This window comes from Paenibacillus sp. RC73, from assembly GCF_044908085.1.
Lineage (GTDB): Bacteria > Bacillota > Bacilli > Paenibacillales > Paenibacillaceae > Paenibacillus > Paenibacillus terrae_A.
The window spans coordinates 724,318-746,329 of record NZ_JBIYCV010000001.1 but is presented as its reverse complement, the minus strand read 5'-3'; the positions used below and the strand labels follow the sequence as shown (position 1 = coordinate 746,329).

Below are 22,012 nucleotides of genomic sequence, written 5' to 3'. Positions count from 1 at the left end.
ATTTAAATGGAGTGGCTGGCAAACTTCATATGGATTCGATAAAATAAGGAGATAGCTTGGATTAGAGGATGAGATGAAAAGGGGTACACAAACATGCAACGCAGATGGATAATTGTAGGATCTATAATGATGCTGCTGGCGGTAGCTATTGGAGCGTTTGGGGCTCATATTGTGAAAACACGGATCGACGCAGACACTTTGGCCGTGTATGAAACTGGTGTGAAATATCATATGATTCACGCTGTCGGTTTGCTGATCATTGCATTGGCTGCGGGACAGTGGGGAGCGTCGACTCGTTTAAAATGGGCAGCGCGACTGCTGTTTACGGGAATCATTTTGTTTTCCGGCAGCTTGTATGTGCTGAGCTTGACCGGGATTCGTGTGCTAGGTGCTATTACCCCGCTGGGGGGCGTGTGTTTTATCGCAGGTTGGCTTTTGCTGGCATTAGCTGCCTGGAGTTTGAAGAAAGAGGATTAATTTAACTTTCCAGGTCATATCACAAAAAAGAGAATCGCTTGGAAAGACATAACGTTTTTCCGGCGGTTCTCTTTTTGCGTGTTTATTTCATGTTGTAAGGGCTTTACATTTACGATGTGATTTCATCGATTTCATTCATTTTAAAGGAGTATACTTGCTTCTCATCTACATGGTACACACTCAGTAAGTTATTCTCATGATCCAAATTAAGGATGCGACATGGGATGCTTCGTTGTCCGCCATAGCGATTTACGATTAGCCGTACAAGCGTATTATCATGTATATAGCGTTTGATCCAATCATAGGTGCTAAGTTCTTGTTGTGGTGCAGGCTTCGGCTGTATGTGGGATTGTTTGATCTCTTGAGCGACAGGTGGCTTGTTCGTAGGAGCGACATTAGATTTCTTTTTGGAAAACTTCTCTGCTAGCGCAGTAGCAGCATCAGACGAGCCGTTAGCGGCTGATTGTTTTTTTAAGTGTAATGCAGCCTCAATCAAATTACCAAGCTCAATACCGGACTGAACCCGACTATCTGCAATTTGTTCATGTTGAGTCAAGAGGTTAAGCAGGAAATGAAGGGCCTCTACATTGGAACGACCTTTAACTAATACATCTACATTAAATAAATAACTGGTTTCATCTTGATTTGATTCTTTTTTCATACATCCTCCAGCCCAAGCCCTGGGTAATTAGTCTTTTATAGTACCTATCAATATATCATTAAAACGTAATCTGTCATAGTACCTTAGGCTCTGTTATGGAGATTAACAAAAATAGGTCCTGTATAAACTGTATATCAATGGTGTGTTCACATTTATTCACCTACACAAACGCGAAAATACTGTATACAATATCCCAGACGAAAAATGAGGAGGTGCATGGTTGAACGAAGATACACAAGGACCCCGTCGGATAAAGTTTTGTGAAGTCCTGCAAGTGATCACCAATTGATGAAAATACCAACTTGTACTATACATATACAGAGAATAAACGAGAGTGAGAGCGAAATCAAGCAGTTTGAATTTTAAATATTTCCTTTTGATTTTTTCGGTTTAAGCGAAGACAACAAAATAGTAAGGAATTAATGTAGTTATTTGTAAATACATTTCAAAATCTATACCGTCTCTTTACATTCAGAAAACATGTTCTAAAGGAACTTAATGGTAATATGTATGGAAAGTGGAGAAAAGTGGATAACATAAGACTCCGTTAGCGGCTTCATCTGCGCTGATGAGTGATTTCAGGGAAGGGGCATTCTGTCGGGATGCTCTTTTTCACTTGCCGTTATAGATAGCTCGGTGGAACCCTAGCATAAATAACGGCAAGCTCATTTGAATGGTAAGTGTTGGAGCATGTAAAGTGTTCAGAGTGATTTAGGTTTAGCAATAGATGGACTAAGTCTAGGGCTGGGTTACTGGTGGGAGATCCTCAAGATGTTCGAAAATAAGCAGTTGCTTCTCTCTTGCGACCTTTACCATTTCATCAGCACCCTGCGAGGGCCCTCCAATTCGAAGCACTGCATCGCAGTGATCTAGCAGGCGAATGGAGGACGGATGGAAAATGCGGTTGAAAACCTCATCTCCCAAAGAAGTGGAACCAGCTGTGGCGATTAGGGGCAATGCATACCACTCCCCTAGAACCGGTAAATGCCCAGTTTCATAAACTTGAAGAGCAATTTCATTCATGAACTGAACATTTTTCTCGATCAGCACGGGATCATCTGACGTTCCGGAACGATAAGGTCCCGCTATAAGAATATGCAACGAATTTGTTTTTTCCTTTAAAAGACCATGGATTTGAGCGTATTGGAGCAGCAAAATCGTCTTGGCATCACGAATTTCTCCGCTTTTGACCAAATTGAGCGCCTGAATAAAAGGAAGCTCTACCACTTCAATGTTTTCTTGATCATCCTCGAGTCCACCACCCAGTCCTGTTGCCATATCTTCGTTATACTCTGCTACAAAAAAGTACAGGATTTCGGTAACCGATCCGGGCGACATGTAGGCCTCACCAACCTTTTGTACACAGTCCACACGGTACCCTGTCTCTTCCTCCGTTTCCCGCAGGATACTTTCCTCCGGTGTCTCTTTATCGAGCAGACCTGCACAGGTTTCGATAAGCATTCCCGTCTCATTACCGTTCTGGTAGGTTGGCATTCGGAACTGTCTGGTCAATACTACGGTTTGTTTTTTTCGATTATAGAGAAGGATTGTTGCTCCGTTGCCGCGGTCGTACACTTCACGGGATTGTGTCTCCCATTGACCACTGTTTTTTTCATACTCGAACGTGACTTTCTTTAAGATGTACCAGTTATCCGATAAAAGCTCCTCTTTGACGATCCGTATTCTTGGTTGTTGCCCCGTTGCTTTCATGTTCATTTCCTCCCTAGAAATATTCCATTTTCTTTCGTCAGTTGAAGGACACCAGTCTGCTTCAGGTTTTGGTTGACATGGATACGAAACATATCGATGGCCTTTCCTACAAGTCGTTCCCTTGCATTCATCGGAGTCGAAATCATATAATCGATCAGGGGTTCCGCTTCGTCTACCATCAGGCGGTCGTCGTAATGGAGCAACAGAAGATTAGAAAAGCATGAAGACAGCAAGTCCATTCCGTTACCTAGGTGGAACCGATGAATCGCTTGGTCTAATACGCGAAGATCGGGGTCGAAGGAAGCCGCCAAGTCCTCAAGCTCCTGAAGGTGTTGCGTACTCATCGTCGACGTGCAAACTAGTCCGCCTGGCTTTAGAACACGGTGCATTTCCTCGATCGCTCTGGGGATGTCCGAGACGTGATAAAGCATATTGTTAGCAAGCACTACATCGAATTGCTCATCGTGAAAAGGGAGCTGCTGGGCGTCAGCCGACAAAAATTTAAACATTGCATTGCTGCTTCCTAAGCGGCAACGTGCTTCCTCCACCATTCCGCTGGAGATATCGGTAAGCGTAATGCGCCAGCTATTGGGAATTCGTTCGGCATTTCTTAACCAAAAGGTCCCGTCACCGCAACCCAACTCGAGAATATGGGCTTCCGGTGTCACCTCCAGCTGATCAAAAACCCAACGATGCCAGCCTTGAGGATTCGTACTGAACTTGTCGTAAAGATTGATCCGTGCTTGCAAACGGGTGGCCGTCCGATATTGATCCCCCCAATTCTCTTCCTTCTGTACGGCTTGTATAAGCTCCGCGAAGCGATCCAAATCGGCTCCATCGGCCAACTTTTCCAAAGCTTTTCGAATAGCATGGACGATATGTTCCGTATGAGCGATCTTCTTCTGGAGAATATCGAGCTGTGCTTCCAACGAAAGTCTGATGTCCCCATCGGATATCAACTCTGCGTTTAAGATGTCTTTAATTTCTTGAAGAGATAGCCCGACATACTTCAACGTCTGAATCCGCTGCAGTCGTTTCAGTTCCTTCACCGTATACTTGCGAGCAGAGCCAGAATGATGGTCTTCCGGGGTCAATAGTCCAATCTGATCGTAATATCGCAAAGTTCGGAGTGTCATACCTGTACTTTTGGCAAGCTGCCCAGTCGATAAATAATCTCCTTTGCTCAACAGGTTCTCCCTCCTTCCCATGCATTGATTTTCCAGTATAACCAACTAGGTTAGTATACTTGGTGACGTAACGTCACCAGCAAGTTAAATTTTTCGATAATTGAGTGTGTGGAAAACAGGGACCCTGCTGTATGGTTATCACTATGATTTTGATGAGGAAGGTGGAAGGGGTTATTGAAGGTATAGATAAACGGTTATCAATAGAAAGAAGGGGGCCGAAACGGCCCCCCTCTTCATTCTGTGTAAACAGCCTGTTTTTGCTTTGAGATGGGGTTCGCCGAATAAAGAAACGATACTGATTTACTCAACGCGGATTTAATTTCACCTGTGAGCCCTTGCCGCCTGTCTGGATTCCGGTTTCCTTCATTCCGGCTTCTTTCAGATCGACCAATAGTCGCTCTAACACCGCTTTGGCGGCAGCCGCTTCCTTCGCGCCGGACGATTTCACGACCAACTGCACCGGCTTGCCGGAGCGCAGATGTTTGTCTGCTTGGCGCAGCTTTGTATCGTAATCATGTTCCTCGATATGAGCAGTGAAGCGAAGCTCCTTGACCTTTTCCTTACTGCTCTTTCCAGGCATGTTGCCACCGCTCACCTTGCGTGTTCCGGTTTCCTTCTGCGCGAGCGCTTTTCCCTTGCCCTTAGCTACTAGGCTACATGGCGGAGGACTGCTCATCAGTGATGTACAGACCAGATCCATTCCTTTGGATCGGGCCATAGCCAAGGCTTCCTCTCTCGAGACGATACCGATCTTCTCACCGTTGAGTCCAGTGAGCATGACCTCGGAAGCTTTTATTTGCTCGTTGATTAATACTGCCACGTAAATGAAGCCTCCCTTAAAAACAATGATAAAGCTATCATATACGGAACCCGTTTGCGATTCAATTTGGAATTCCGGGTAGCGGGCAGATGGAGCTTTCCAATGCGACATAGTACTTTTCTTTAGTACAATCTTTGTTGACAAAAACCATCAACCCCTATACTCTTTTACTGATAATGATTATCATTTTCTAATGAGACATATATATGCAGGGGTGAATGAGAGAATGAAAAAGATGTTGAATGGCCTATTATTGTTTACGGTTTTTGCTATTGTATTGGCGGGTTGCGGATCAGTAGGAGATAGCTCGAAGCCAGGAGCCACTTCCGGGTCTGAGCAGACCAGCAAAGCGGCTGGGCCGGTTACGGTTAAAGACGATCACGGGGAAGTCAAGCTGGACAAGCCAGCGGAACGTGTCGTTGTCCTGGAATGGACGTTTACCGAAGATCTGATCGCGCTGGGTGTGCAGCCTGTTGGTAATGCGGACAACGAAGACTATAAGCTGTGGGTAACGCCGGAGGCGAAACTGGCTGATTCGGTCACTGATATCGGTACACGGGGCGAACCGAATTTGGAAGCGATCGCGGCGCTCAAGCCGGACCTTATTATCTCTAACGCAGACAATAATGCAGCGATTTACGCACAGCTTAAGGGAATCGCACCAACGATAGAATATGATCCTTACAAAGGAAACGGTTATGATTACGACCGCATGGTCGAGATCTTTAAGCAGATCGCTATGGCTACTGGAAAAACGGAGCAGGCGGATAAAGTCCTAAGCGAACTTGACCAACATTATAATGAGGCAAAGTCTACATTGGAAAAAGCGGGAAAAGCGAATTTCCACTACGCGCTGACTCAGGCTTTCACAGCTCAAAATGCTGCCAGCCTACGGATGTTTAAGGATAACTCGCTTGTAGTTGGGACGCTTGCGAAACTCGGTATGGTAAACGACTGGAAGTCGGACAAAACCGAGAAATATGGATTCAGCACTGTTGGCATCGAAGCTCTTCCGGCGGTACAGGACAGCCATTTTATCTACATTACGCAGAAGACGGACGATGTATTTGGAGCCGCGATGAAGAACAATTCAGTCTGGAAAGAACTGGATTTTGTCAAAGAAAAACGGACCTATCCACTGGACGGAACAACGTGGACGTTCGGGGGCCCAATCTCATCCAAAGTGTTGGTTGATCAGGTGGTTGGAGTCCTGACGAAATGACCCGAGCAGACAGAACGAATTTGTCGAAGGCTTGGCGTGTAGGAAGCATTTTTGGGGGCGGCTTGGCCGTCCTTATTGCGCTTTTTTTTGTAAGCTTGTGCTACGGAGAGGCGCCGATTCCGCTGCATACGGTAATCGAGGCGTTGACCCAGCGTCAGAATACGCTTGAGCACAATATGGTTTGGGATCTGCGGATGCCACGTACGGTCATTGGAATCTTGGCTGGCGGTGCGCTTGCGATCGCCGGTGCATTGTTGCAGGCCATCACCAAAAATCCGTTGGCGGCTTCTGATACGCTCGGAATCAACGCGGGTGCCTATTTTGTGGTCGTGCTTGGCGCGGTGATGTTCCCCGGATTGCTGCATCAGGCTCCATTTCTGTTTGCCGCCATCGGCGGCCTGCTGGCGGCGGTGCTTGCTTACTTTATGGGCGGGGGACGAGTTGGAAGTCCGATCCGGCTGGCGCTTGCTGGCCTCATTGTGTCTATGGTGCTCGGTTCGTTTACCGGAGCATTACATATCTTTTACTCCTTCGAAACGCAGGGATTGTTTCTATGGGGTTCCGGTTCGCTTGTGCAAAACGATTGGAGTGGTACTACTTATGCTTGGCCCTGGGTTGTAGGGCTCTCGGTTATCGCGGTTTTGCTGTCGAGGCAATTCGATGTGCTGGATCTGGATGAGTCTACATCTACATCCCTCGGGCAAAAGGTGGGCTTGACCCGGGCGGTGGGTATTGTATTGGCGGTTATGCTGGCGACCATTACAGTCAGTGTCATTGGACCCATCGGGTTTGTAGGTTTAGTGGCTCCGCATTTGGTGCGCTTAAGTGGCCTGAAAATGCACCGCTGGGTGCTGCCTGGTTCCTTCCTGTGGGGGGCACTGTTATTGACGGGCGCTGACGTGCTGGCGAAAATGGTCCACCAATCAAGCATGGATCTGCCGACCGGAGCGGTAATGGCATTGATCGGGGCCCCTTGGTTAATTTGGCTGATCCTGTGGAGGATGAAACTGCCTTCCGGCATCGGTGGACAGTCTTCAATGAACATAGGTGTTCGCTCTCGGAAATTACCGTATGGCAGGCTGGTCACATTGCTCGCGTGTGGGGCCGTGCTGCTAACCGTATTCAGCCTGATGTTTGGAGGAATGCGCATTCCGGTGGGCGATCTGCTGTCTGGCCTGTTCGGCGGTGAGAGCGCGAATTCGGCTTTGCTGCAGTTTAGAATTCCACGCACGCTGGTGGCGGCCGGGGCTGGTATCGCGCTTGCGGTCAGCGGTGTCTTGATCCAACTAGCCGTTCGCAATCCCTTGGCGGATGCCTCGATCATCGGGGTTTCTTCTGGAGCGGGATTCGGCGCGCTTGCAGTAATCATTGTCTGGCCCGGACTGCCTGTTTATGTGCTGCCAGTCGCGGCGATCGCCGGAGCGGCAGTTTCAGCGGCAGTGATCTTCTTTCTATCCTGGAACAAACATCTGAATCCGTCTGTTGTCATATTACTCGGCATCGCTGTATCAGCGATTGGAGCAGCTGGAATTCAGGTGCTAATTATCCAAGGCTCGCTGTGGGGCAGCACCGGTTATATTTGGCTGACGGGTAGTACCTATGCGCGAAGCTGGGCGCAGGTGACGACGATTCTGGCCTTTCTGCTCGTGTTGTTGCCAGTAGCCTGGTGGCTAGCTCGCCGCTTCGATCTTTTGGTATTTGACGATAGCAGCGCCATGGGACTGGGGCTTCCGGTGCGTCGCACCCGGCTGCTGGCGATGGCAGTGGGTGTGCTGCTGGCGGGAGGAGCAGTAGCCTGCGTCGGTACGATTGGCTTCATCGGGCTGATTGCTCCGCATATCGTGCGCACATTGATCGGGCACCATGTTCGCCGTTCGATTGTCTTGTCGAGCATCTTGGGAGCGGTGATGCTGGTGTTGGCAGATACGATTGGACGGACGATTCTTGCACCGACGGAAATTCCTTCCGGTCTGCTGATCGCCCTGATCGGCGCGCCGTATTTCCTGTACTTGATGTATCGCTCCAATCGTAGTAAGTCAGTGTAGTTGAAGTGGCACGCAAAAAGGCTGTTTCCGGGCGGATTTTCCGTGGGGGAAACAGCCTCTTTTTATATAGACAGTTGCAGTTTTATTCATTCTTCTGCAAAGCTATCTGGATTTTATATTTACAAATCTAATAAAGTAGATATAATGTACTGTATGGAACCGTCATTGATTTATAAAGCTTTGTCTAATGAGACACGCCGTCTAATTATGCTGTGGTTAAAAAATCCAGAGGAATTTTTTGATGAACAGGCTTATTTAAAGCAAGGGCTTAATCTTCGAATTGGTGTATGTGTGGGGGATATTCAGGCTAAAGCAGAACTTGCACAGTCTGTTATCTCAAGTTATTTATTAACGATGCAAAAAGCTGGTTTGTTAGAGTCTGAGCGAATTGGGAAGTGGACGTACTATCGTCGGAACGAAAAGACAATACAGGAATTTGCCGAGTACATTCAAAAGGAACTATAGACAGAAAGGAGGTTTTTTTCGTAAAATATATCTATGAATCTGTATATATAAATATGATGGAGGCTTACTTTTAATTATGAAACAGGATAACTCTTTGCTTATTATTATTTTGGCTTTAGTGTTCAAAGTAAATTAAGTATTAGACTCGGAAAATAAAGATGTAGACTGAGAAAATAAAGTGTTAGACTGCCGGTACTGCGTTAAGCTAACGAGCAGGATAGCGTGGCGGAATCCTCTATGTTAATTCTCTGGTGATAAAAAGCGTGGAACCAGTAAAAAAACACTTACCTTTATGTAAGTATCTGTACTAAAAGTGCATACTTTCATATTTCTAGCGTTCATTTTATTATCAAGATATAAATAATACTTAAGGAGGACAAATCTTTGAAAACTCTTGTTATTGTAGCGCATCCCAGCATGGAAACATCCGTCATTAATAAGCGGTGGGTAGAAGAACTGAAAAAATATCCAGAAAAGTATACTGTTCACGAGTTGTCTAAAGTTTACCCTGATGGAAACATCGACGTGGAAAAGGAACAAAAATTGGTTGAATCTCATGGTAATCTTGTTTTGCAGTTCCCTATATATTGGTTTAATTGTCCGCCTCTCCTAAAAAAATGGTTTGACGATGTTTTAACTTATGGATGGGCTTTTGGTTCAAATGGAGGAGATAAATTCAAGAATCGTAAAGTTGCTTTAGGTGTATCTGCAGGAATCGAAAAGCTAGATTATCACGAAAACGGAAGATATCAATATACGCTTGAACAAATACTGGTTCCATTTAAAATGACATTCCTATATTGCGATGCAGATTATCGTTCGTTCTTTGCATTTTATGGTGAGGAATATGATCGATCTGAAGAAACTGTGGAAAAAAGCACTGAAAATTATTTGAATTTTGTTGACAACCTATAATATGCATCTATATTTCGTTTGCAAGTTACCCATCAAAAAAATTGATTCATTTGAAGAATTAGTTTGTGAACTCACCACGACTGATACCGATGTTAAGCTATCGGGGGACGTTAGTTGAATGACAACAGCGGCAGTCTAAGACTTTATTTATCAAGTCTTGGTCTGCCGCTGCTTCCTTTAATGGATCAGTCTAAAACTTATTTTTCATATACTGACGATTCTTCAAATCAAAAACCGCATTAAATCAATGGTCCCAGTCTAATACTATATTTTCACCGAACGTTTAGGCGTATTCGGCATTATTACAACGGAAATGGGGATTATAGGTTTTTTACCCCAGGTCACTCAAAATTTTAATATATCGACTTCACAGGCAGGCTGGCTTGTAAGTGTATTTTCTTTAGTCGTTGCCATTTCAGGTCCATTCCTGACCTTACTCGTTTCCGGTATAAATCGCAAAGTCATTCTCTTAACCGCTGTGCTCAGTTTTGTGATTTCAAATATGGTTTATGCTTTTACAACCGAATTCAATATGATGCTCATTTTCGGCATTCTCCCTGCTATTTTTCATCCTGTCTTTTTTTCGGTTGCCTTAGTGACCGCAGCCAAACTTGTCCCGCCGGAAAAAAGCAGTAAAGCAGTCACCAAGGTTTTCGCCGGAATAACGGTCGGATTTGCTTTTGGCGTGCCTTTAACTTCTTATCTCGCAGAGAAAATATCGTTAGAAGCCGCTTTCTTGTTTGGGGCTGTTGTAAGCATGATTGCCTTTGTGGGAATCCTCATTTGGCTTCCTTCTATGCCGGTAAAAGAGAAAATGCCTTATGGAAAAAAGCTCGGTATACTACGCAAACCTCAATTATGGTTCAATATCGTGACCGTTATTTTTATCTTTGCAGCTATGTTCTCTGTGTACAGCTACTTTGCCGAATATCTTGGTCAGGTCACCCATATGAATGGGTCATGGATTAGTATCATGTTAATGGTCTTTGGAATCATCATGATTTTTGGGGATTTTTTATTTGGGGGGCAGTGCATTCCGGAGGGCTTATTATTAGCCAAGCATGGCTAACGACAGAGACGAAAGAAGCTCCCGAATTTGGAAACAGCTTGTTTGTTTCATTTTCTAATCTTGGCATTACTGCGGGGGCTTCAATTGGCGGTTGGTTTATCTCACACTTGGGAATCGAATTATGCAAAATGCTGAAGTAAAAATGTTCAAATCGAATGCAGAGGAAGTAAACGTGAGTTAAAATATGGATAGACATTAGAAGAGTACCCTACATGATGACCATAAAATAATGCATGGAGTGATGTTGATTGCATTTCGTATGGAGTAATATTTTAATTACCCTCCTAATCGTTGGTGGCATTTTGGCGTTGTTCGTCTGGGGAGTAGTTTCCTTTGTAAAGCGTCTTCGGAGATCGGAATGAGCTTTTCAATGATAATTATTTACTGTTTACGTAAACGTGGGACCCGTAAAAATAACTCTTTTCAGAGTCTATATTTTACGGGTCCCCGTTTTATTTAGAGCTTACGAATTTCAAATAAATCATTAGGAGTGATATCGAAATAGACACACAATTTAGTGATTAAGGTAGCTGATATTTTCTTTTTTTCCATATTGCTATTGTGCACCAGCTCCATAATTGTAGTTCTGCGATGTCCAATTTCCTCGGATAATTTCAGAACAGACATGTTATCGTGCTGTTTTAAAATCTCATCCAACTTGCAATGTAAAATGTAACCTTGTTGATCCATAGGAGCCTCCAGATGACTTAGAATAAAATATTGCACTATGAAAGTGCATATGATATATTGTGTTTATGTAAAGTTGCACCGTGAAAGTGCAATTAGTTCGTAACATATTATCATTTTATCAAAGGGATGTACAACATACCCTTAGCTTTGCTATTGCCATTTTTCCAAAAATAGAATTGGGGGATGATACCATGATGCCAAATACTAAAGCCAACAAACAAGCCATCAAAACCATTGTTCGTATGGAACAGGTTTGGGAGCAAACAGAAGAAAACGAAGAAGCCGGGCTGCACTACTATCACATTACAGATGCCCTCAACCACCAATGGCAGACCATTGGGGTGAATGTTACTGATGCGATTCAAGTGTTTGAGCATGGGAACGATGGAGTGTGGACACGAATAATTCAACCAGTCCCATTTTACCCTGACCTGACTACGAACGATTTAATTCATATGCTCAATATTGGCCCAGAGGCTTGGCGTATACGCAACGCTATCCAAATCATATTGAATAACGTGGAAAGACGCAATGCATTTGTGAATCGCATCGTGAATGTGAATGACGAAGATGTATTGAATCTATTATACAGTATGAGAAATGAATTTCTTAAGCGCGATCAGCTTTCAAACCAGAAGTTCATGGATTTATATGCTGTAAACCCTGTATAGGCGTTATCGGTCTACTTTCTGGAGTCTGTGGATGTTTATACATATTGGGAGTGGAGCGAGGCAGGGGATACATATAGCAAAGCCATTCAGTACAAACAAGTGAAACCTGAAATGACTTTAGCCGAAGCTATTGAAAAGGCAGAAGCTGAAGCCAGAGACTTGGTTTCAGGCTACTAATATCGTGTGCTATCATGTTTTTAACCATTCTATTGGCTTAGATGGGCGGTCGGTTCGTCTCCTGCAAAGGAGGTGACGCCTGTGGAGGTTAAAGAGGCGCTGACATTAATGATAATGTTTGGTACATTGCTGGTGACGCTGATCGGATTAGTCATCACAATTGTCGTTGCATTGAACCATAACCAAAAGAAGTAGATGAAAACGGATGGGGTATTGATTTATGTTGAGAATGAAATGATCTATTGGAGGTAAACCGATGAATATTCGGATGTATCATGACTTCGATTTGCAGTTGGAGGAGGCTATTTGGGAGCTTGGAGAGGAAGCCGCTGGTATACTCCCATTAGACAGCAAAATGGCTGAGGAAAAAGCACAAAAGGCTTGGGACCTGATACCTGAACCTAAGCATAAATGGGGAATTACAAGCTTAACCTTGCATCAATACGTTCAAATTCTCAATTATAACGGTCAAACTCAGCGTTCCGCAGAGCTTTTAAATGAAGAGATTGTTGATATGGAGATCACTGGATATCGCATTGTGGATGCCAACCCTTATATCCTGATGGCTGAAACGCTCCTTCTTCAAGGCAAAACGTTAGAGGCGCATGATTATCTCAAGAAGGCGTACTCTATTGGAAGTGCGAGAGCATTTCGAGACCAGCCCAAGCTCTATTTGAAAATAGCAAAAAGTAAGGCTTTGGATGAAAAGGAAGTACTATTTCAATTTTCAGGGTTTAATGTAAATTACAGGATTTTGAGTGAGATAAAAGGAGACAAATAAAGAAAAGATGAGCGGTGATTATCCATGAGAATTAGCATCAAGTTGAAATTCAGCTTGTTTCTGGCTGTACTGCTTATTCTTGCTCTAGGTGTGCTAAGCTATTTTGTTCTTCAAGGGGTGGAAAAGAACCAGCTGACTCAAACCGAGGTTTATCTGGCCCAGCACGTCAAAACGGTTAATCTGCGGGTGAAGCAGACTTATTATACAGGAACGCGGATGGAGCCGCAGATATTTATGAGGCAGCGGGGCCGGGGACTGGCTACGGAGCTGGCCGGATTTACCGGACTGGGAGTCACGCTTTATGATGCGCAGGGGCTCCAGGTAGGCACCTCTATTCAAGACCCTCCAGTGGTAGACCAGCAAAGTGAAGTGAATGCTGCCCTGGCCTATGCGTTGCACAATAAAATAGCATATGAGGTTGTGGGGGACACACTCCTGTATCTGGCGCCGCTCCAAGGGCCGGAGGAACAAATGGGGGTAGTTCAGTTGCAATATTCACTCAAAAGCTCGCAGAGTTTTCTGCGAACCCTCCAGAATTTGTTCCTGACTACAGGGATCGCGGTACTTTTACTAAGCTTCATCATCGGATATTTGTATTTTAACCGGGCAGCCGCAGCTATTGGACGGTTGAAAAAGGCGGCAGAGGATATCCGCCGCGCCGAATATATCCAGGCTCCTCCGGTTAGGCGAAAGGATGAGCTGGGCGAGTTGGCCGAGGGCATCTACTTTATGAGCAAGGAGATTGAGCAGAGTATTGCTGCCAAAGATGAAGAGCAACGGAAGCTGCAACTGGCTATCCACAAGCTCCAAGCGCTGGAGCAGCAGCAGAAGCAATATATCGGCAACATTAGCCATGAATTCAAGACACCGTTGACCTCCATTAAAGCTTACGTGGATCTGCTGAATATGTACGACGATGATCCCAAGCTGCTGTTGGAAGCCAAGGCCAGCATCGCCAAGGAAACTCAGCGGCTATATGAAATGGTGGAGAAGGTGCTACAGGTGTCGGCGCTGGAAAAATATGATTTTGAGTCACAGGCCGAGCTGTTGGAGGTTGCAGAGGGGCTGCGGGATGTTTGTGCACGTATGAGTGGCAAGGCAGAGCGCTTCGGAATCACTATTTCCTGCGATGCGGAGCCAGCCCACATCTGGATTGATAAAGAGAGCTTTATGCATATTTTTATTAATTTGCTGGATAATGCGATCAAATACAATGTTCCTCAAGGAACTATTCATGTTCACAGCGAGCTTAGGGACAACCGGGTAAGGATCACGATCCGTGATTCCGGCATAGGCATTCCTGAGGAAGCCAGAGAGAGGATTTTCGAGCCTTTCTACACGGTCAACCGCGATCGATCCAGGCAATCGGGCGGCACGGGACTGGGACTGTCACTGGTTCGCAATCTGGTTGAGAAGCAGAATGGAAGCATTACGCTACTGGAGACGGAAGGTGAAGGTTCGGTCTTCGAGCTGTCTTTTCCAGCCACTTAATAGGTCTGTACTCTGCATCAAAGCTACTCAAAAAGTTTACAACTTGGAAACAAGCAGCCGTGGTTTGGAAATACTCCTCCGGTATGCTTAGAGCAGGCTAAGGCTACACAGGACTCAAGATTAGGCTTCCACAGCGAGTTTTGTACGAATCGAATTCAATCATGTCCATGCTGTACAAATCTTTAGGGGGAATCATGCAATGAACGCAAATATCCACAGCAAGCTGGGCAAGACAGGACTCATACTGCTCGCCACGGCGACTCTTATGTCCCTGACCGCTTGTACTACGGGGAACACGGAGGCGCGGCAGGTTGTAGAGAAGTCCGGCAAAAAGATTACCGTGATGGATAACACCACTGAATCCGTATACACCAAGTTGAAGCTGGAGGGCATTGCTAAGATTGAGGGTGTTCGCGGGATGGATTGGGTGAGTGAAGGCACGCTTGCGGTTGATAAAGAGAACAGGAAGCTGCCCCCCGTGATGATTGAGGGAGAAAAACGTTATCCACATAACCTCTATCAATATGATCTTGCTTCCAGTGGGGAGACGCCGCTGCTGGAGGGGGAGAAAAGCTACGGATTTGCAAAGCTGTCCCCTGACAGGAAGCATATGCTTTATCAGCAATTGTATGAATCCACAGGAATAGGCTACATCATGAATCTTGAAACCGGCGTTTCCGTGAAGATGTACGATGCAGAGTTTATGGCCGGGGAAGGCGTATGGGAGGATACAGGTCACGTTATTTTTCCCAATATGGAAGGGGACATTATCAGGGCTGATGTGAATGGAAAGAGTGAAGTCGCGGTCAAGACTGGACAGAGAAGTGTTTCTAGCGTAGCTCCGTCGGGAAATACGATCTACTATGTCGCTATGGGGAAATGGATCGCCTATGATATCGAAACCAAGCAATCCGAAGTCCTGAAAAAAGACATCTGGGCGGTCCTTCCTTCCCCGGATGGCGGCACGCTGGCGGTTGTTAAACACACCAAACCCGGGGAAAACGCATTGGTTCTCTGCGATACCAAAGGGAAAGAGCTGTTCACATTGGCTACGGGTATGCAACTGTTCGGTACAAGCTGGTCGCCGGATGGCAGCAAGCTGGCCTATGCGGTTTCTGAGGATGGAGATAAATACCGTTTTTTCATTACAGAAGCAGAAACAGGGGAGCAAACTCCGGTCTTGGGCGATAATAGCATAAGTGACCAGCTACGCTGGAGCCCTTCCGGTAAAAAGCTGCTGATTCCAACAGGGGTCATGAAGGACACTGGATATCAATCTACGGCTTATGTAATCAAGTTATCTTGAGCAAAAATCATTTATTTTAAGGGGGATGACGAACGCGATGAAAATAACAGAAGTGCTCTTAAATACACACAGATTTGAAGCCATGAAAGCTTTTTACGGCTCTCTCTTGGGCCTGGAGGTTCTGGAGGAAACCGCTTCACGGTTATCATTTGGAGCTGGCGAATCGGTTCTTGCTCTTCAGGAAAATTCCCTCATGGAGAATGAGTTTTATCACGTTGCGTTTGCGATTCCAACCAATAAGTTCATAGAGGCAAAACAATGGGTAATCGACCGGGGCATCTCATTGATTTCAAGAACCAGAGAGGATGAGTTTCTTTTCGAAAGCTGGAATGCAACAGCACTTTACTTCTATGATCCTGATCATAACCTCATCGAGTTCATTGCTCACCATTCGCTCGACAACGCAGTAGATGAAGCTTTCGGGCCAAAGCATTTACTTCGTATAAGTGAGATTGGCCTTCCAGTCGATAATGTTCCGGAATGTTGCAAAACTATCACAGCAATGTTCCAAATTGATTCATGGGGTGAGGCCGGGAAGCAATTCACTCCTCTAGGGGACGCGGAAGGATTATTAATTGTAATAGACAAGCAGCGGCCTTGGTTCCCGGACGATAGGATGCCGTGTGGGTTCAACACCAAGATCGTGATTAAAGGTGCAGGTTCTGCCAGTCTTTCGCTTCAAAATGGCTTGTACGAATTGAGATCAACCTGATTAATTAGATAAAGGGGATTAGCAAAAAGGCATACTTTTTGAAACAAAAAAGAGTGGCCCTTATCTCAAAATAAATATGGCTCAGAGAACCATTTTTATTTCTTTGGCAAGTTCGGATAACTTTTGATTTCTAAGATGCTCATCCATTTTGGTCTCCGCTGAAACCATTACTTTTTGAATTAAGCATTCTGCTTCATGGTTCATACAACAGTCGAACAAAGAAGTTGCGCCTTCAATTGCATGAATAACATCCAGGAACGAAATATCCTCCCAGTTCCGCTTCAATCTATAACCGCCATTGGCACCCGAAGTAGATTCAATCATTCCCGCCTTGACCAGCTTGGTCAGTATTTTGGACAAGTAAGTAGGCGAAACCCCTTGTCGATCCGCCAACTGTTGTACACCAACAGGCTTATTATTAGGGGGTGATACTACCAGAAAAAGCATGGTGTGAAGGGCATAGTTCGTCGCTTTAGAATACTTCATGCTCGGTGATCACCTCAATTCAGGATTTAATCTATATATAATATCCTTTATGATGCGGCATCGTCAAATTTTGAATGCTCCGACAGGGTGCACAAAAATTAGCGCCCTAATATTCAATATGTATCCACGGGTGTCCACACTCACCCCCAAATACTGCATAAAATATCCCGGATGAACAAAGAGGAGGTGCAGTGAAAACAATGATACACATGGAACCCATACAAGTGGGTAAGCATACATTTATCGGAGTTGAGGTCAAACTGCCTAAAACAACGCTGTTGACTATCTCCAACTCCCATGGTTACATCATGTGCGGCGCACTGGATGTCGGATTGCTGAATGAACGGCTGGGAGATCGGAAAATTCTTGCCGCACGAGCTGTGGGTGTAAAAACGCTGCGCGAATTGTTGGAAGCGCCCATGGAGTCGGTGACGACGGAAGCGGAGCAGCTTGGAATTAAGCCGGGTATGCCGGGGTATGAGGCACTTTTGAAGCTGGTCTAAGTGGAGCTTTTGCTGCACAAAGGTAGAAAAACGCGAAAAAACCGGGGCTGCTTCGCTCCGGTTTTTTCAAATAGAAAAGTTACATTTTATCGAGTAAAACGATTTCGCTTTCATACGAGCTGCATGGCCTGGCAAACGAATTAATCCGCAAATAAAGCGGGCAGGCTGTCGCTAAAGGGAGCTTGGACGATCCCTTTTTCGGTAATGATGGCGGTAATGTATTCATGAGGCGTAATGTCGAAAGCCGGGTTATAGACCTTGATGCCCTGTGGGGCTGTCCTTTTGCCGAAGCTTTCGGTGACTTCCTCCGCAGGACGCTCCTCGATGGGAATGTCTGCGCCTGTAGCAGTATGCAAATCAATCGTAGATAGCGGTGAAGCTACATAAAAAGGGATGCCATGTGCCTTGGCCAGCACAGCTAAGCTGTAAGTGCCGATTTTGTTGGCGACATCGCCATTAGCCGCCACTCTGTCCGTGCCAACGATGACGGCCTGGACCCATCCTTTGGCCATGACCATACCTGCCATGTTGTCACACAGCAGGGTTACATCAATGCCAGCCTGCTGGAGCTCAAACGCGGTCAGACGCGCCCCTTGGAGCACGGGACGTGTTTCGTCGGCAAACACTTTCAGGTGTATGCCGTTTTCATGTGCAAGGTACATGGGCGCGAGTGCCGTCCCGTATTTCGCTGTCGCCAGTCCGCCTGCATTGCAGTGAGTGAGCACGCCCATACCGTCTTCGAATAGAGGTAAAGCATGGACGCCGATCAGGCGGCATACTTCCTCATCCTCTGCCTGAATGGATATAGCTTCACGCTCCAATCCGGCATTCCAATCCTCGACCCGTCCTTCGGTCGCTTCGGCGGTTAGTTCTTTGGCCCGCTTCTTCATGCGGTCCAGCGCCCAGAACAGGTTCACTGCGGTCGGTCGTGATGTAGCTAAATGCCCGCAAACGCTGTGTACATGCTCCAGCCATCCAGCAGCATCGGTTCCGCCGTAAGCGGAAGCACCCAGCACGACGCCGTAGGCCGCAGCCATTCCGATGGCTGGCGCACCGCGTACCTTCATGGCATGGATGCCATCCCACACTTCCTCGGCTGTGAACAAATCCAGCATCACGATGGATTCGGGCAGCAGGCGCTGGTCCAGCATGGACAAGTGGTCACCTTTCCACACCAGCGACGAGAGAGCCTGACCAGGCGCGATTGCTTCATTGAAAGCTTTAGTCGTAGATTCTTTATTTTCACTCATATCCATTAAGCTCCTTTAGTTGGGGTAGCCGTTGCTGTCTGAATAATGTCTCCCAATTCACGGATCGAATGCACCTCGCGATTGCGGAGAACCAAGGCTTTTCCTATAGATAACGCCAGTCTTTCCGCTGCTTCCTTGATCGCAGGATCGGCAATCGTGTCTATATCGGCCACATGCGACAAGCTGATGATCCGGCGGATGACCTTGCAGCCTGCAAAGCCAATCGTATCTTGCAGCACTTTCTGGAGGTACAAGTCCTGATATCCCGGCGTGCGGGCCATGTGGTCAGTAACATGCTGGTCCCACAGTTTGCGGAACCCGCACTCAAACTGCTCCCATACCTGAATGGCAGTCTCTAAAAGCCAGTCACGGCGTTCCTGTACAGCTGTCTCGCCAGAAGTCCATCCAGGTTGTGCTGCATAGTTCAACAGCAGATTGGCAATCACCGCTCCGATATCAAAGCCCATCGGTCCGTAGTAGGCAAACTCGGGATCAATGACTTTAGTGGACTCCGCTGTTACAAAAATACTGCCTGTATGAAGATCGCCGTGCAGAAGCGCTTCTGTCCGTGTCAGAAACTTCTCTCGCAGCAAAGCTACTTCCAGATGAATGGCCTGATCTGTACGAAGCGCCTCTGCCTCGTCTTCGATATAGGAACCGTAGTTGTTATTGTCTGAAAACCGATAAGGCTCGTCCAAAATAAGATCCTCGGTGATTTTACAAAGATCCGGGTTGATAAAGCGCTTGACCAGCTCTTTTTTGTCCTGCTGATTCATGCCCAGATCCGAGGTAAAAAAGAGCGTACGCGCCAGAAACTCTCCAATATGGTCAGCAAAATGCGGATATGTGTTTCCTTCGATTAATCCTTTGCGCATGATTGTGTACGAGCTTAGATCCTCCATCACAGTCAAGGCGAGTTCATCGTCATAGCCGAGCACCGCAGGAACGAGCTCAGGGCAAATGTGGTGCTCCTTCTGAAGCGCCTCGCGTTCAATACGGGCACGATCCAGTGACAGCGGCCAGGATTCACCTACGATTTTCACATAGGGAAGCGCCTGTTTGGCAATGATACTCTTGTCAGATTCAGAATCCGTAATATGAAAAACCAGATTCAGGTTGCCATCACCGATTTCGCGGCATTCCAGACGAGCATCCTGACTAAAAAATCCGGGGATGCCCTTCACGAATTCAATTGCTTCTTCTGTTGTTAAAGGATGATATTGGGACAACGAAGTCACCTCCATAAAATGTGCTTAAGTCGATTTTCCAAAAATACTAAAAGATTAAACCAACCATTTTGCTTGGATAGAGCCAAGTATAACGAAAAACGCTTGAATTTTGTACATTTTTTTTACGAAACGCCGGAAGAGCACTCAGGAACTCTGTTATTTTGTTTCGTCTCTATACTGGAAGGGTAAATAATAAACAGACGTCCGGCAGGCGAAATACCGTGCCCGCTGGCGTCTTCCCGTCAGAATGACGGTGGATGAATGTGTAAACGTTCCTGAATGATCAATTTGATGAAAAAGGAAGGGATTTATTATGGCTAAAACAACAAGCAACTCGAAAAATACGCAAACGAAATCGGTGGAAGAACTGTTAAACCGTCAGGTGGCTAATCTGAATGTGCTATATGTGAAGATTCATAACTATCACTGGTATGTGAAAGGCTCCAATTTTTTTACACTCCATGTCAAATTTGAAGAGCTATATAATGAAATTACGCTAAAAATGGACGAGATCGCTGAACGCCTGCTGGCGCTGAAAGGTTCTCCTTCCGCAACGTTAAAAGAATATTTGGAGTTGTCCTCGATTCACGAGGCAAGTGGTAATGAGGATGCGCCGAAAATGGTACAAACGCTGATTGAGGACTTTGCCACCGTCTGTGAGGAATTTCAGGAAGGGATTGAATTGGCAGAAAGTACTTCTGATCAGCCAACCGCAGATTTGCTGATTGGTTATAAGGCGGATCTGGAAAAACATATGTGGATGCTTCGCTCTTATCTGGGCTAACCATAACAATGATGCTGAAAGCTTGATTCTGACAGTTAAATTCTTATCCCGATAGAAGTGGGACCGTGTTCTGAAATAAGCGCTACACATGTAAAAACGCTACTGACATCATGTTGTCGGTAGCGTTTTTATGGCTGAAAAAGACAATTTACAGCATTTTAATGTTTTTTCATAGATGGGGTACGATTATGATGGGATATGCGGTAATGATGAATAATTACGCTATAATATAAAATAGGAAGCAGAAAATCACGGTAAAATGCACCTTTCTTCTTCATTGTTCAGCATATTGGCTTTTAAACACACTTCGTATTTAGATGGGTTCGTATGTTATTTTGCCATTTGTGAGCTGAGTTAGTATGAATATTTTATGAAGAAAGTCGCTTAACGTGTGTCTGTTGGTTGCACCCTTAAAGATATTTATTATAAAATAACTTGAGAATCATTGAGAATCAGTTTAGAATGATTATAAATAAATTTTTAAATATTTCGCTTGCTTGAAATCAGGGGGCTCCCCTGTTTAAATATACTTTCTGATTTCGACACCACACTACAAATTTTGGAGGGTATTCCGAATATGGCTACAAACTTTAAGATTGAAGGTCTCAAAGCGACCATTGAAGGCAAGGAAATTCTGAAAGGCATCAACCTCGAAATGAAGGGCGGAGAAATCCATGCCATCATGGGTCCTAACGGAACGGGGAAAAGTACATTGGCTTCTGCTTTGATGGGGCATCCCAAATATGAAGTCACAGATGGCAAAGTAACTTTGGACGGAGAAGACGTTCTGGACATGGAAGTGGACGAGCGCGCACGTGCGGGATTGTTCCTGGCTATGCAGTATCCGAGTGAAATTGCAGGGGTAACCAACTCCGACTTTTTGCGTAGTGCAATTAACGCACGCCGTGAAGAAGGACAGGAAATTTCCCTGATTAAATTTATCCGCCAAATGGAAAGCAAAATGAAGGAACTTGAAATGAATCCTGAGTTTGCTCACCGTTACCTGAATGAAGGTTTCTCCGGTGGTGAGAAAAAACGGAATGAAATTTTGCAAATGATGATGATCGATCCGAAAATCGTCATTCTTGACGAAATCGACTCCGGTCTGGATATTGACGCTTTGAGAATCGTGGCTAGCGGTGTCAATGCTATGCGTTCCGAAGAGCGCGGTTTCCTCATCATTACTCACTACCAGCGTCTGTTGAATTACGTTAAGCCTGATTTCGTACATGTCATGATGCAAGGACGCATCGTTAAATCCGGTGGACCTGAGCTGGCTGAGCGTCTGGAAGCGGACGGTTACGACTGGATCAAGGAAGAACTGGGTATCGTTGATGAAACTGTAGGACAAGAGGCGTAAG

23 protein-coding genes and 1 pseudogene are annotated in these 22,012 nt (G+C 45.6%); 16 read left to right on the top strand and 8 right to left on the bottom strand.

Annotated features, from left to right (window positions below; genetic code table 11):
* The first annotated feature begins 93 nt into the window (after positions 1–93).
* Entirely contained in the window at positions 94–477 is a 384-nt protein-coding gene (locus tag ABH897_RS03500; RefSeq protein ID WP_404591194.1) for a DUF423 domain-containing protein, read from the top strand.
* 109 nt (positions 478–586) lie between these two features.
* Here the strand turns inward: ABH897_RS03500 and ABH897_RS03495 are convergent, their stop codons facing one another.
* The 4 genes from ABH897_RS03495 to infC form a co-directional block, all read right to left on the bottom strand.
* The gene (locus ABH897_RS03495) at positions 587–1,138 is read right to left on the bottom strand and encodes a hypothetical protein (protein ID WP_283655312.1); all 552 of its coding nucleotides are present in this window, start codon (positions 1,136–1,138) and stop codon (positions 587–589) included.
* Positions 1,139–1,876: 738 nt separating this feature from the next.
* Positions 1,877–2,848 (bottom strand): GDP-mannose pyrophosphatase NudK, encoded by a 972-nt coding sequence (gene nudK, locus ABH897_RS03490; RefSeq protein WP_283655313.1) that lies wholly within the window; start codon positions 2,846–2,848, stop codon positions 1,877–1,879.
* A gap of 2 nt (positions 2,849–2,850) precedes the next feature.
* Positions 2,851–4,035 (bottom strand): MerR family transcriptional regulator, encoded by a 1,185-nt coding sequence (locus ABH897_RS03485; protein WP_283655314.1) that lies wholly within the window; start codon positions 4,033–4,035, stop codon positions 2,851–2,853.
* 304 nt (positions 4,036–4,339) lie between these two features.
* A complete protein-coding gene (gene infC / locus ABH897_RS03480; protein WP_283655315.1) occupies positions 4,340–4,855 on the bottom strand; it encodes a translation initiation factor IF-3 in 516 nt (171 codons plus the stop codon).
* A 226-nt stretch (positions 4,856–5,081) separates the two neighbouring features.
* Between infC and ABH897_RS03475 the strand changes: the two genes are divergently transcribed.
* From ABH897_RS03475 to ABH897_RS03455, 5 genes and pseudogenes are all read left to right on the top strand, one after another.
* Positions 5,082–6,077 (top strand): ABC transporter substrate-binding protein, encoded by a 996-nt coding sequence (locus ABH897_RS03475; RefSeq protein ID WP_404520705.1) that lies wholly within the window; start codon positions 5,082–5,084, stop codon positions 6,075–6,077.
* On the top strand, positions 6,074–8,122 hold the full coding sequence (locus ABH897_RS03470) for an iron ABC transporter permease (RefSeq protein WP_404591191.1): 2,049 nt from the start codon (positions 6,074–6,076) through the stop codon (positions 8,120–8,122). Before ABH897_RS03475 ends, ABH897_RS03470 begins: the two co-directional genes overlap by 4 nt.
* A gap of 153 nt (positions 8,123–8,275) precedes the next feature.
* A complete protein-coding gene (locus ABH897_RS03465; protein WP_283655317.1) occupies positions 8,276–8,587 on the top strand; it encodes an ArsR/SmtB family transcription factor in 312 nt (103 codons plus the stop codon).
* 384 nt (positions 8,588–8,971) lie between these two features.
* Positions 8,972–9,502 carry an NAD(P)H-dependent oxidoreductase gene (locus tag ABH897_RS03460; protein WP_283655318.1) on the top strand — a complete coding sequence of 177 codons (531 nt, stop codon included), beginning with the start codon at positions 8,972–8,974 and terminating at the stop codon, positions 9,500–9,502.
* A gap of 268 nt (positions 9,503–9,770) precedes the next feature.
* A pseudogene (locus ABH897_RS03455) lies at positions 9,771–10,752 on the top strand (MFS transporter).
* 275 nt (positions 10,753–11,027) lie between these two features.
* Here the strand turns inward: ABH897_RS03455 and ABH897_RS03450 are convergent.
* Entirely contained in the window at positions 11,028–11,261 is a 234-nt protein-coding gene (locus ABH897_RS03450; RefSeq protein ID WP_283655319.1) for a helix-turn-helix domain-containing protein, read from the bottom strand.
* Positions 11,262–11,341: 80 nt separating this feature from the next.
* Here ABH897_RS03450 and ABH897_RS03445 point away from each other — a divergent pair, with 80 nt between their 5' ends.
* The 7 genes from ABH897_RS03445 to ABH897_RS03415 all read left to right on the top strand — a co-directional run bounded on the left by ABH897_RS03445 (position 11,342) and on the right by ABH897_RS03415 (position 16,399).
* The gene (locus ABH897_RS03445; RefSeq protein WP_404591189.1) at positions 11,342–11,932 is read left to right on the top strand and encodes a hypothetical protein; all 591 of its coding nucleotides are present in this window, start codon (positions 11,342–11,344) and stop codon (positions 11,930–11,932) included.
* A gap of 27 nt (positions 11,933–11,959) precedes the next feature.
* The gene (locus tag ABH897_RS03440; protein ID WP_404520704.1) at positions 11,960–12,109 is read left to right on the top strand and encodes a hypothetical protein; all 150 of its coding nucleotides are present in this window, start codon (positions 11,960–11,962) and stop codon (positions 12,107–12,109) included.
* An 81-nt stretch (positions 12,110–12,190) separates the two neighbouring features.
* Entirely contained in the window at positions 12,191–12,304 is a 114-nt protein-coding gene (locus ABH897_RS03435; protein WP_235332350.1) for a putative holin-like toxin, read from the top strand.
* 61 nt (positions 12,305–12,365) lie between these two features.
* Positions 12,366–12,890 carry a hypothetical protein gene (locus tag ABH897_RS03430; RefSeq protein WP_283655321.1) on the top strand — a complete coding sequence of 175 codons (525 nt, stop codon included), beginning with the start codon at positions 12,366–12,368 and terminating at the stop codon, positions 12,888–12,890.
* Positions 12,891–12,914: 24 nt separating this feature from the next.
* Positions 12,915–14,381, top strand: a complete 1,467-nt coding sequence (locus ABH897_RS03425) for a sensor histidine kinase (RefSeq protein WP_283655322.1) — start codon at positions 12,915–12,917, stop codon at positions 14,379–14,381.
* A 199-nt stretch (positions 14,382–14,580) separates the two neighbouring features.
* Entirely contained in the window at positions 14,581–15,687 is a 1,107-nt protein-coding gene (locus ABH897_RS03420) for a TolB family protein (protein ID WP_283655323.1), read from the top strand.
* A gap of 37 nt (positions 15,688–15,724) precedes the next feature.
* A complete protein-coding gene (locus ABH897_RS03415; protein WP_283655324.1) occupies positions 15,725–16,399 on the top strand; it encodes a VOC family protein in 675 nt (224 codons plus the stop codon).
* A gap of 81 nt (positions 16,400–16,480) precedes the next feature.
* On the opposite strand, the gene ABH897_RS03410 is transcribed toward ABH897_RS03415, so the two are convergent.
* On the bottom strand, positions 16,481–16,885 hold the full coding sequence (locus tag ABH897_RS03410; RefSeq protein WP_283655325.1) for an Rrf2 family transcriptional regulator: 405 nt from the start codon (positions 16,883–16,885) through the stop codon (positions 16,481–16,483).
* A 200-nt stretch (positions 16,886–17,085) separates the two neighbouring features.
* Here ABH897_RS03410 and ABH897_RS03405 point away from each other — a divergent pair, with 200 nt between their 5' ends.
* Positions 17,086–17,388 carry a YunC family protein gene (locus ABH897_RS03405; protein ID WP_283656230.1) on the top strand — a complete coding sequence of 101 codons (303 nt, stop codon included), beginning with the start codon at positions 17,086–17,088 and terminating at the stop codon, positions 17,386–17,388.
* Positions 17,389–17,528: 140 nt separating this feature from the next.
* Here ABH897_RS03405 and mtnA read toward each other — a convergent pair whose 3' ends face one another.
* On the bottom strand, positions 17,529–18,638 hold the full coding sequence (gene mtnA, locus ABH897_RS03400; RefSeq protein WP_283655326.1) for an S-methyl-5-thioribose-1-phosphate isomerase: 1,110 nt from the start codon (positions 18,636–18,638) through the stop codon (positions 17,529–17,531).
* Positions 18,639–18,643: 5 nt separating this feature from the next.
* A complete protein-coding gene (gene mtnK / locus ABH897_RS03395) occupies positions 18,644–19,867 on the bottom strand; it encodes an S-methyl-5-thioribose kinase (protein ID WP_404591187.1) in 1,224 nt (407 codons plus the stop codon).
* Between the two features lie 313 nt (positions 19,868–20,180).
* Between mtnK and ABH897_RS03390 the strand changes: the two genes are divergently transcribed.
* Both ABH897_RS03390 and sufC read left to right on the top strand, forming a co-directional pair.
* Positions 20,181–20,651 (top strand): Dps family protein, encoded by a 471-nt coding sequence (locus tag ABH897_RS03390; RefSeq protein WP_137062398.1) that lies wholly within the window; start codon positions 20,181–20,183, stop codon positions 20,649–20,651.
* Positions 20,652–21,228: 577 nt separating this feature from the next.
* Positions 21,229–22,011: a Fe-S cluster assembly ATPase SufC gene (gene sufC / locus ABH897_RS03385; protein WP_025685365.1), complete on the top strand. Its 783-nt coding sequence runs from the start codon at positions 21,229–21,231 to the stop codon at positions 22,009–22,011.
* Position 22,012 lies beyond the last annotated feature (1 nt).

What these genes read in the sequence shown, in the direction of transcription:
- ABH897_RS03390 (WP_137062398.1), top strand. Translation starts at nt 20,181, where the DNA reads ATGGCTAAAACAACAAGCAACTCGAAAAATACGCAAACGAAATCGGTG.
- ABH897_RS03475 (WP_404520705.1), top strand. Translation starts at nt 5,082, where the DNA reads ATGAAAAAGATGTTGAATGGCCTATTATTGTTTACGGTTTTTGCTATT.
- ABH897_RS03430 (WP_283655321.1), top strand. Translation starts at nt 12,366, where the DNA reads ATGAATATTCGGATGTATCATGACTTCGATTTGCAGTTGGAGGAGGCT.
- ABH897_RS03420 (WP_283655323.1), top strand. Translation starts at nt 14,581, where the DNA reads ATGAACGCAAATATCCACAGCAAGCTGGGCAAGACAGGACTCATACTG.
- sufC (WP_025685365.1), top strand. Translation starts at nt 21,229, where the DNA reads ATGGCTACAAACTTTAAGATTGAAGGTCTCAAAGCGACCATTGAAGGC.
- ABH897_RS03415 (WP_283655324.1), top strand. Translation starts at nt 15,725, where the DNA reads ATGAAAATAACAGAAGTGCTCTTAAATACACACAGATTTGAAGCCATG.
- ABH897_RS03495 (WP_283655312.1), bottom strand. Translation starts at nt 1,138, where the DNA reads ATGAAAAAAGAATCAAATCAAGATGAAACCAGTTATTTATTTAATGTA.
- ABH897_RS03500 (WP_404591194.1), top strand. Translation starts at nt 94, where the DNA reads ATGCAACGCAGATGGATAATTGTAGGATCTATAATGATGCTGCTGGCG.
- ABH897_RS03470 (WP_404591191.1), top strand. Translation starts at nt 6,074, where the DNA reads ATGACCCGAGCAGACAGAACGAATTTGTCGAAGGCTTGGCGTGTAGGA.
- nudK (WP_283655313.1), bottom strand. Translation starts at nt 2,848, where the DNA reads ATGAAAGCAACGGGGCAACAACCAAGAATACGGATCGTCAAAGAGGAG.
- mtnA (WP_283655326.1), bottom strand. Translation starts at nt 18,638, where the DNA reads ATGAGTGAAAATAAAGAATCTACGACTAAAGCTTTCAATGAAGCAATC.
- ABH897_RS03465 (WP_283655317.1), top strand. Translation starts at nt 8,276, where the DNA reads ATGGAACCGTCATTGATTTATAAAGCTTTGTCTAATGAGACACGCCGT.
- ABH897_RS03410 (WP_283655325.1), bottom strand. Translation starts at nt 16,885, where the DNA reads ATGAAGTATTCTAAAGCGACGAACTATGCCCTTCACACCATGCTTTTT.
- ABH897_RS03425 (WP_283655322.1), top strand. Translation starts at nt 12,915, where the DNA reads ATGAGAATTAGCATCAAGTTGAAATTCAGCTTGTTTCTGGCTGTACTG.
- ABH897_RS03405 (WP_283656230.1), top strand. Translation starts at nt 17,086, where the DNA reads ATGATACACATGGAACCCATACAAGTGGGTAAGCATACATTTATCGGA.
- ABH897_RS03450 (WP_283655319.1), bottom strand. Translation starts at nt 11,261, where the DNA reads ATGGATCAACAAGGTTACATTTTACATTGCAAGTTGGATGAGATTTTA.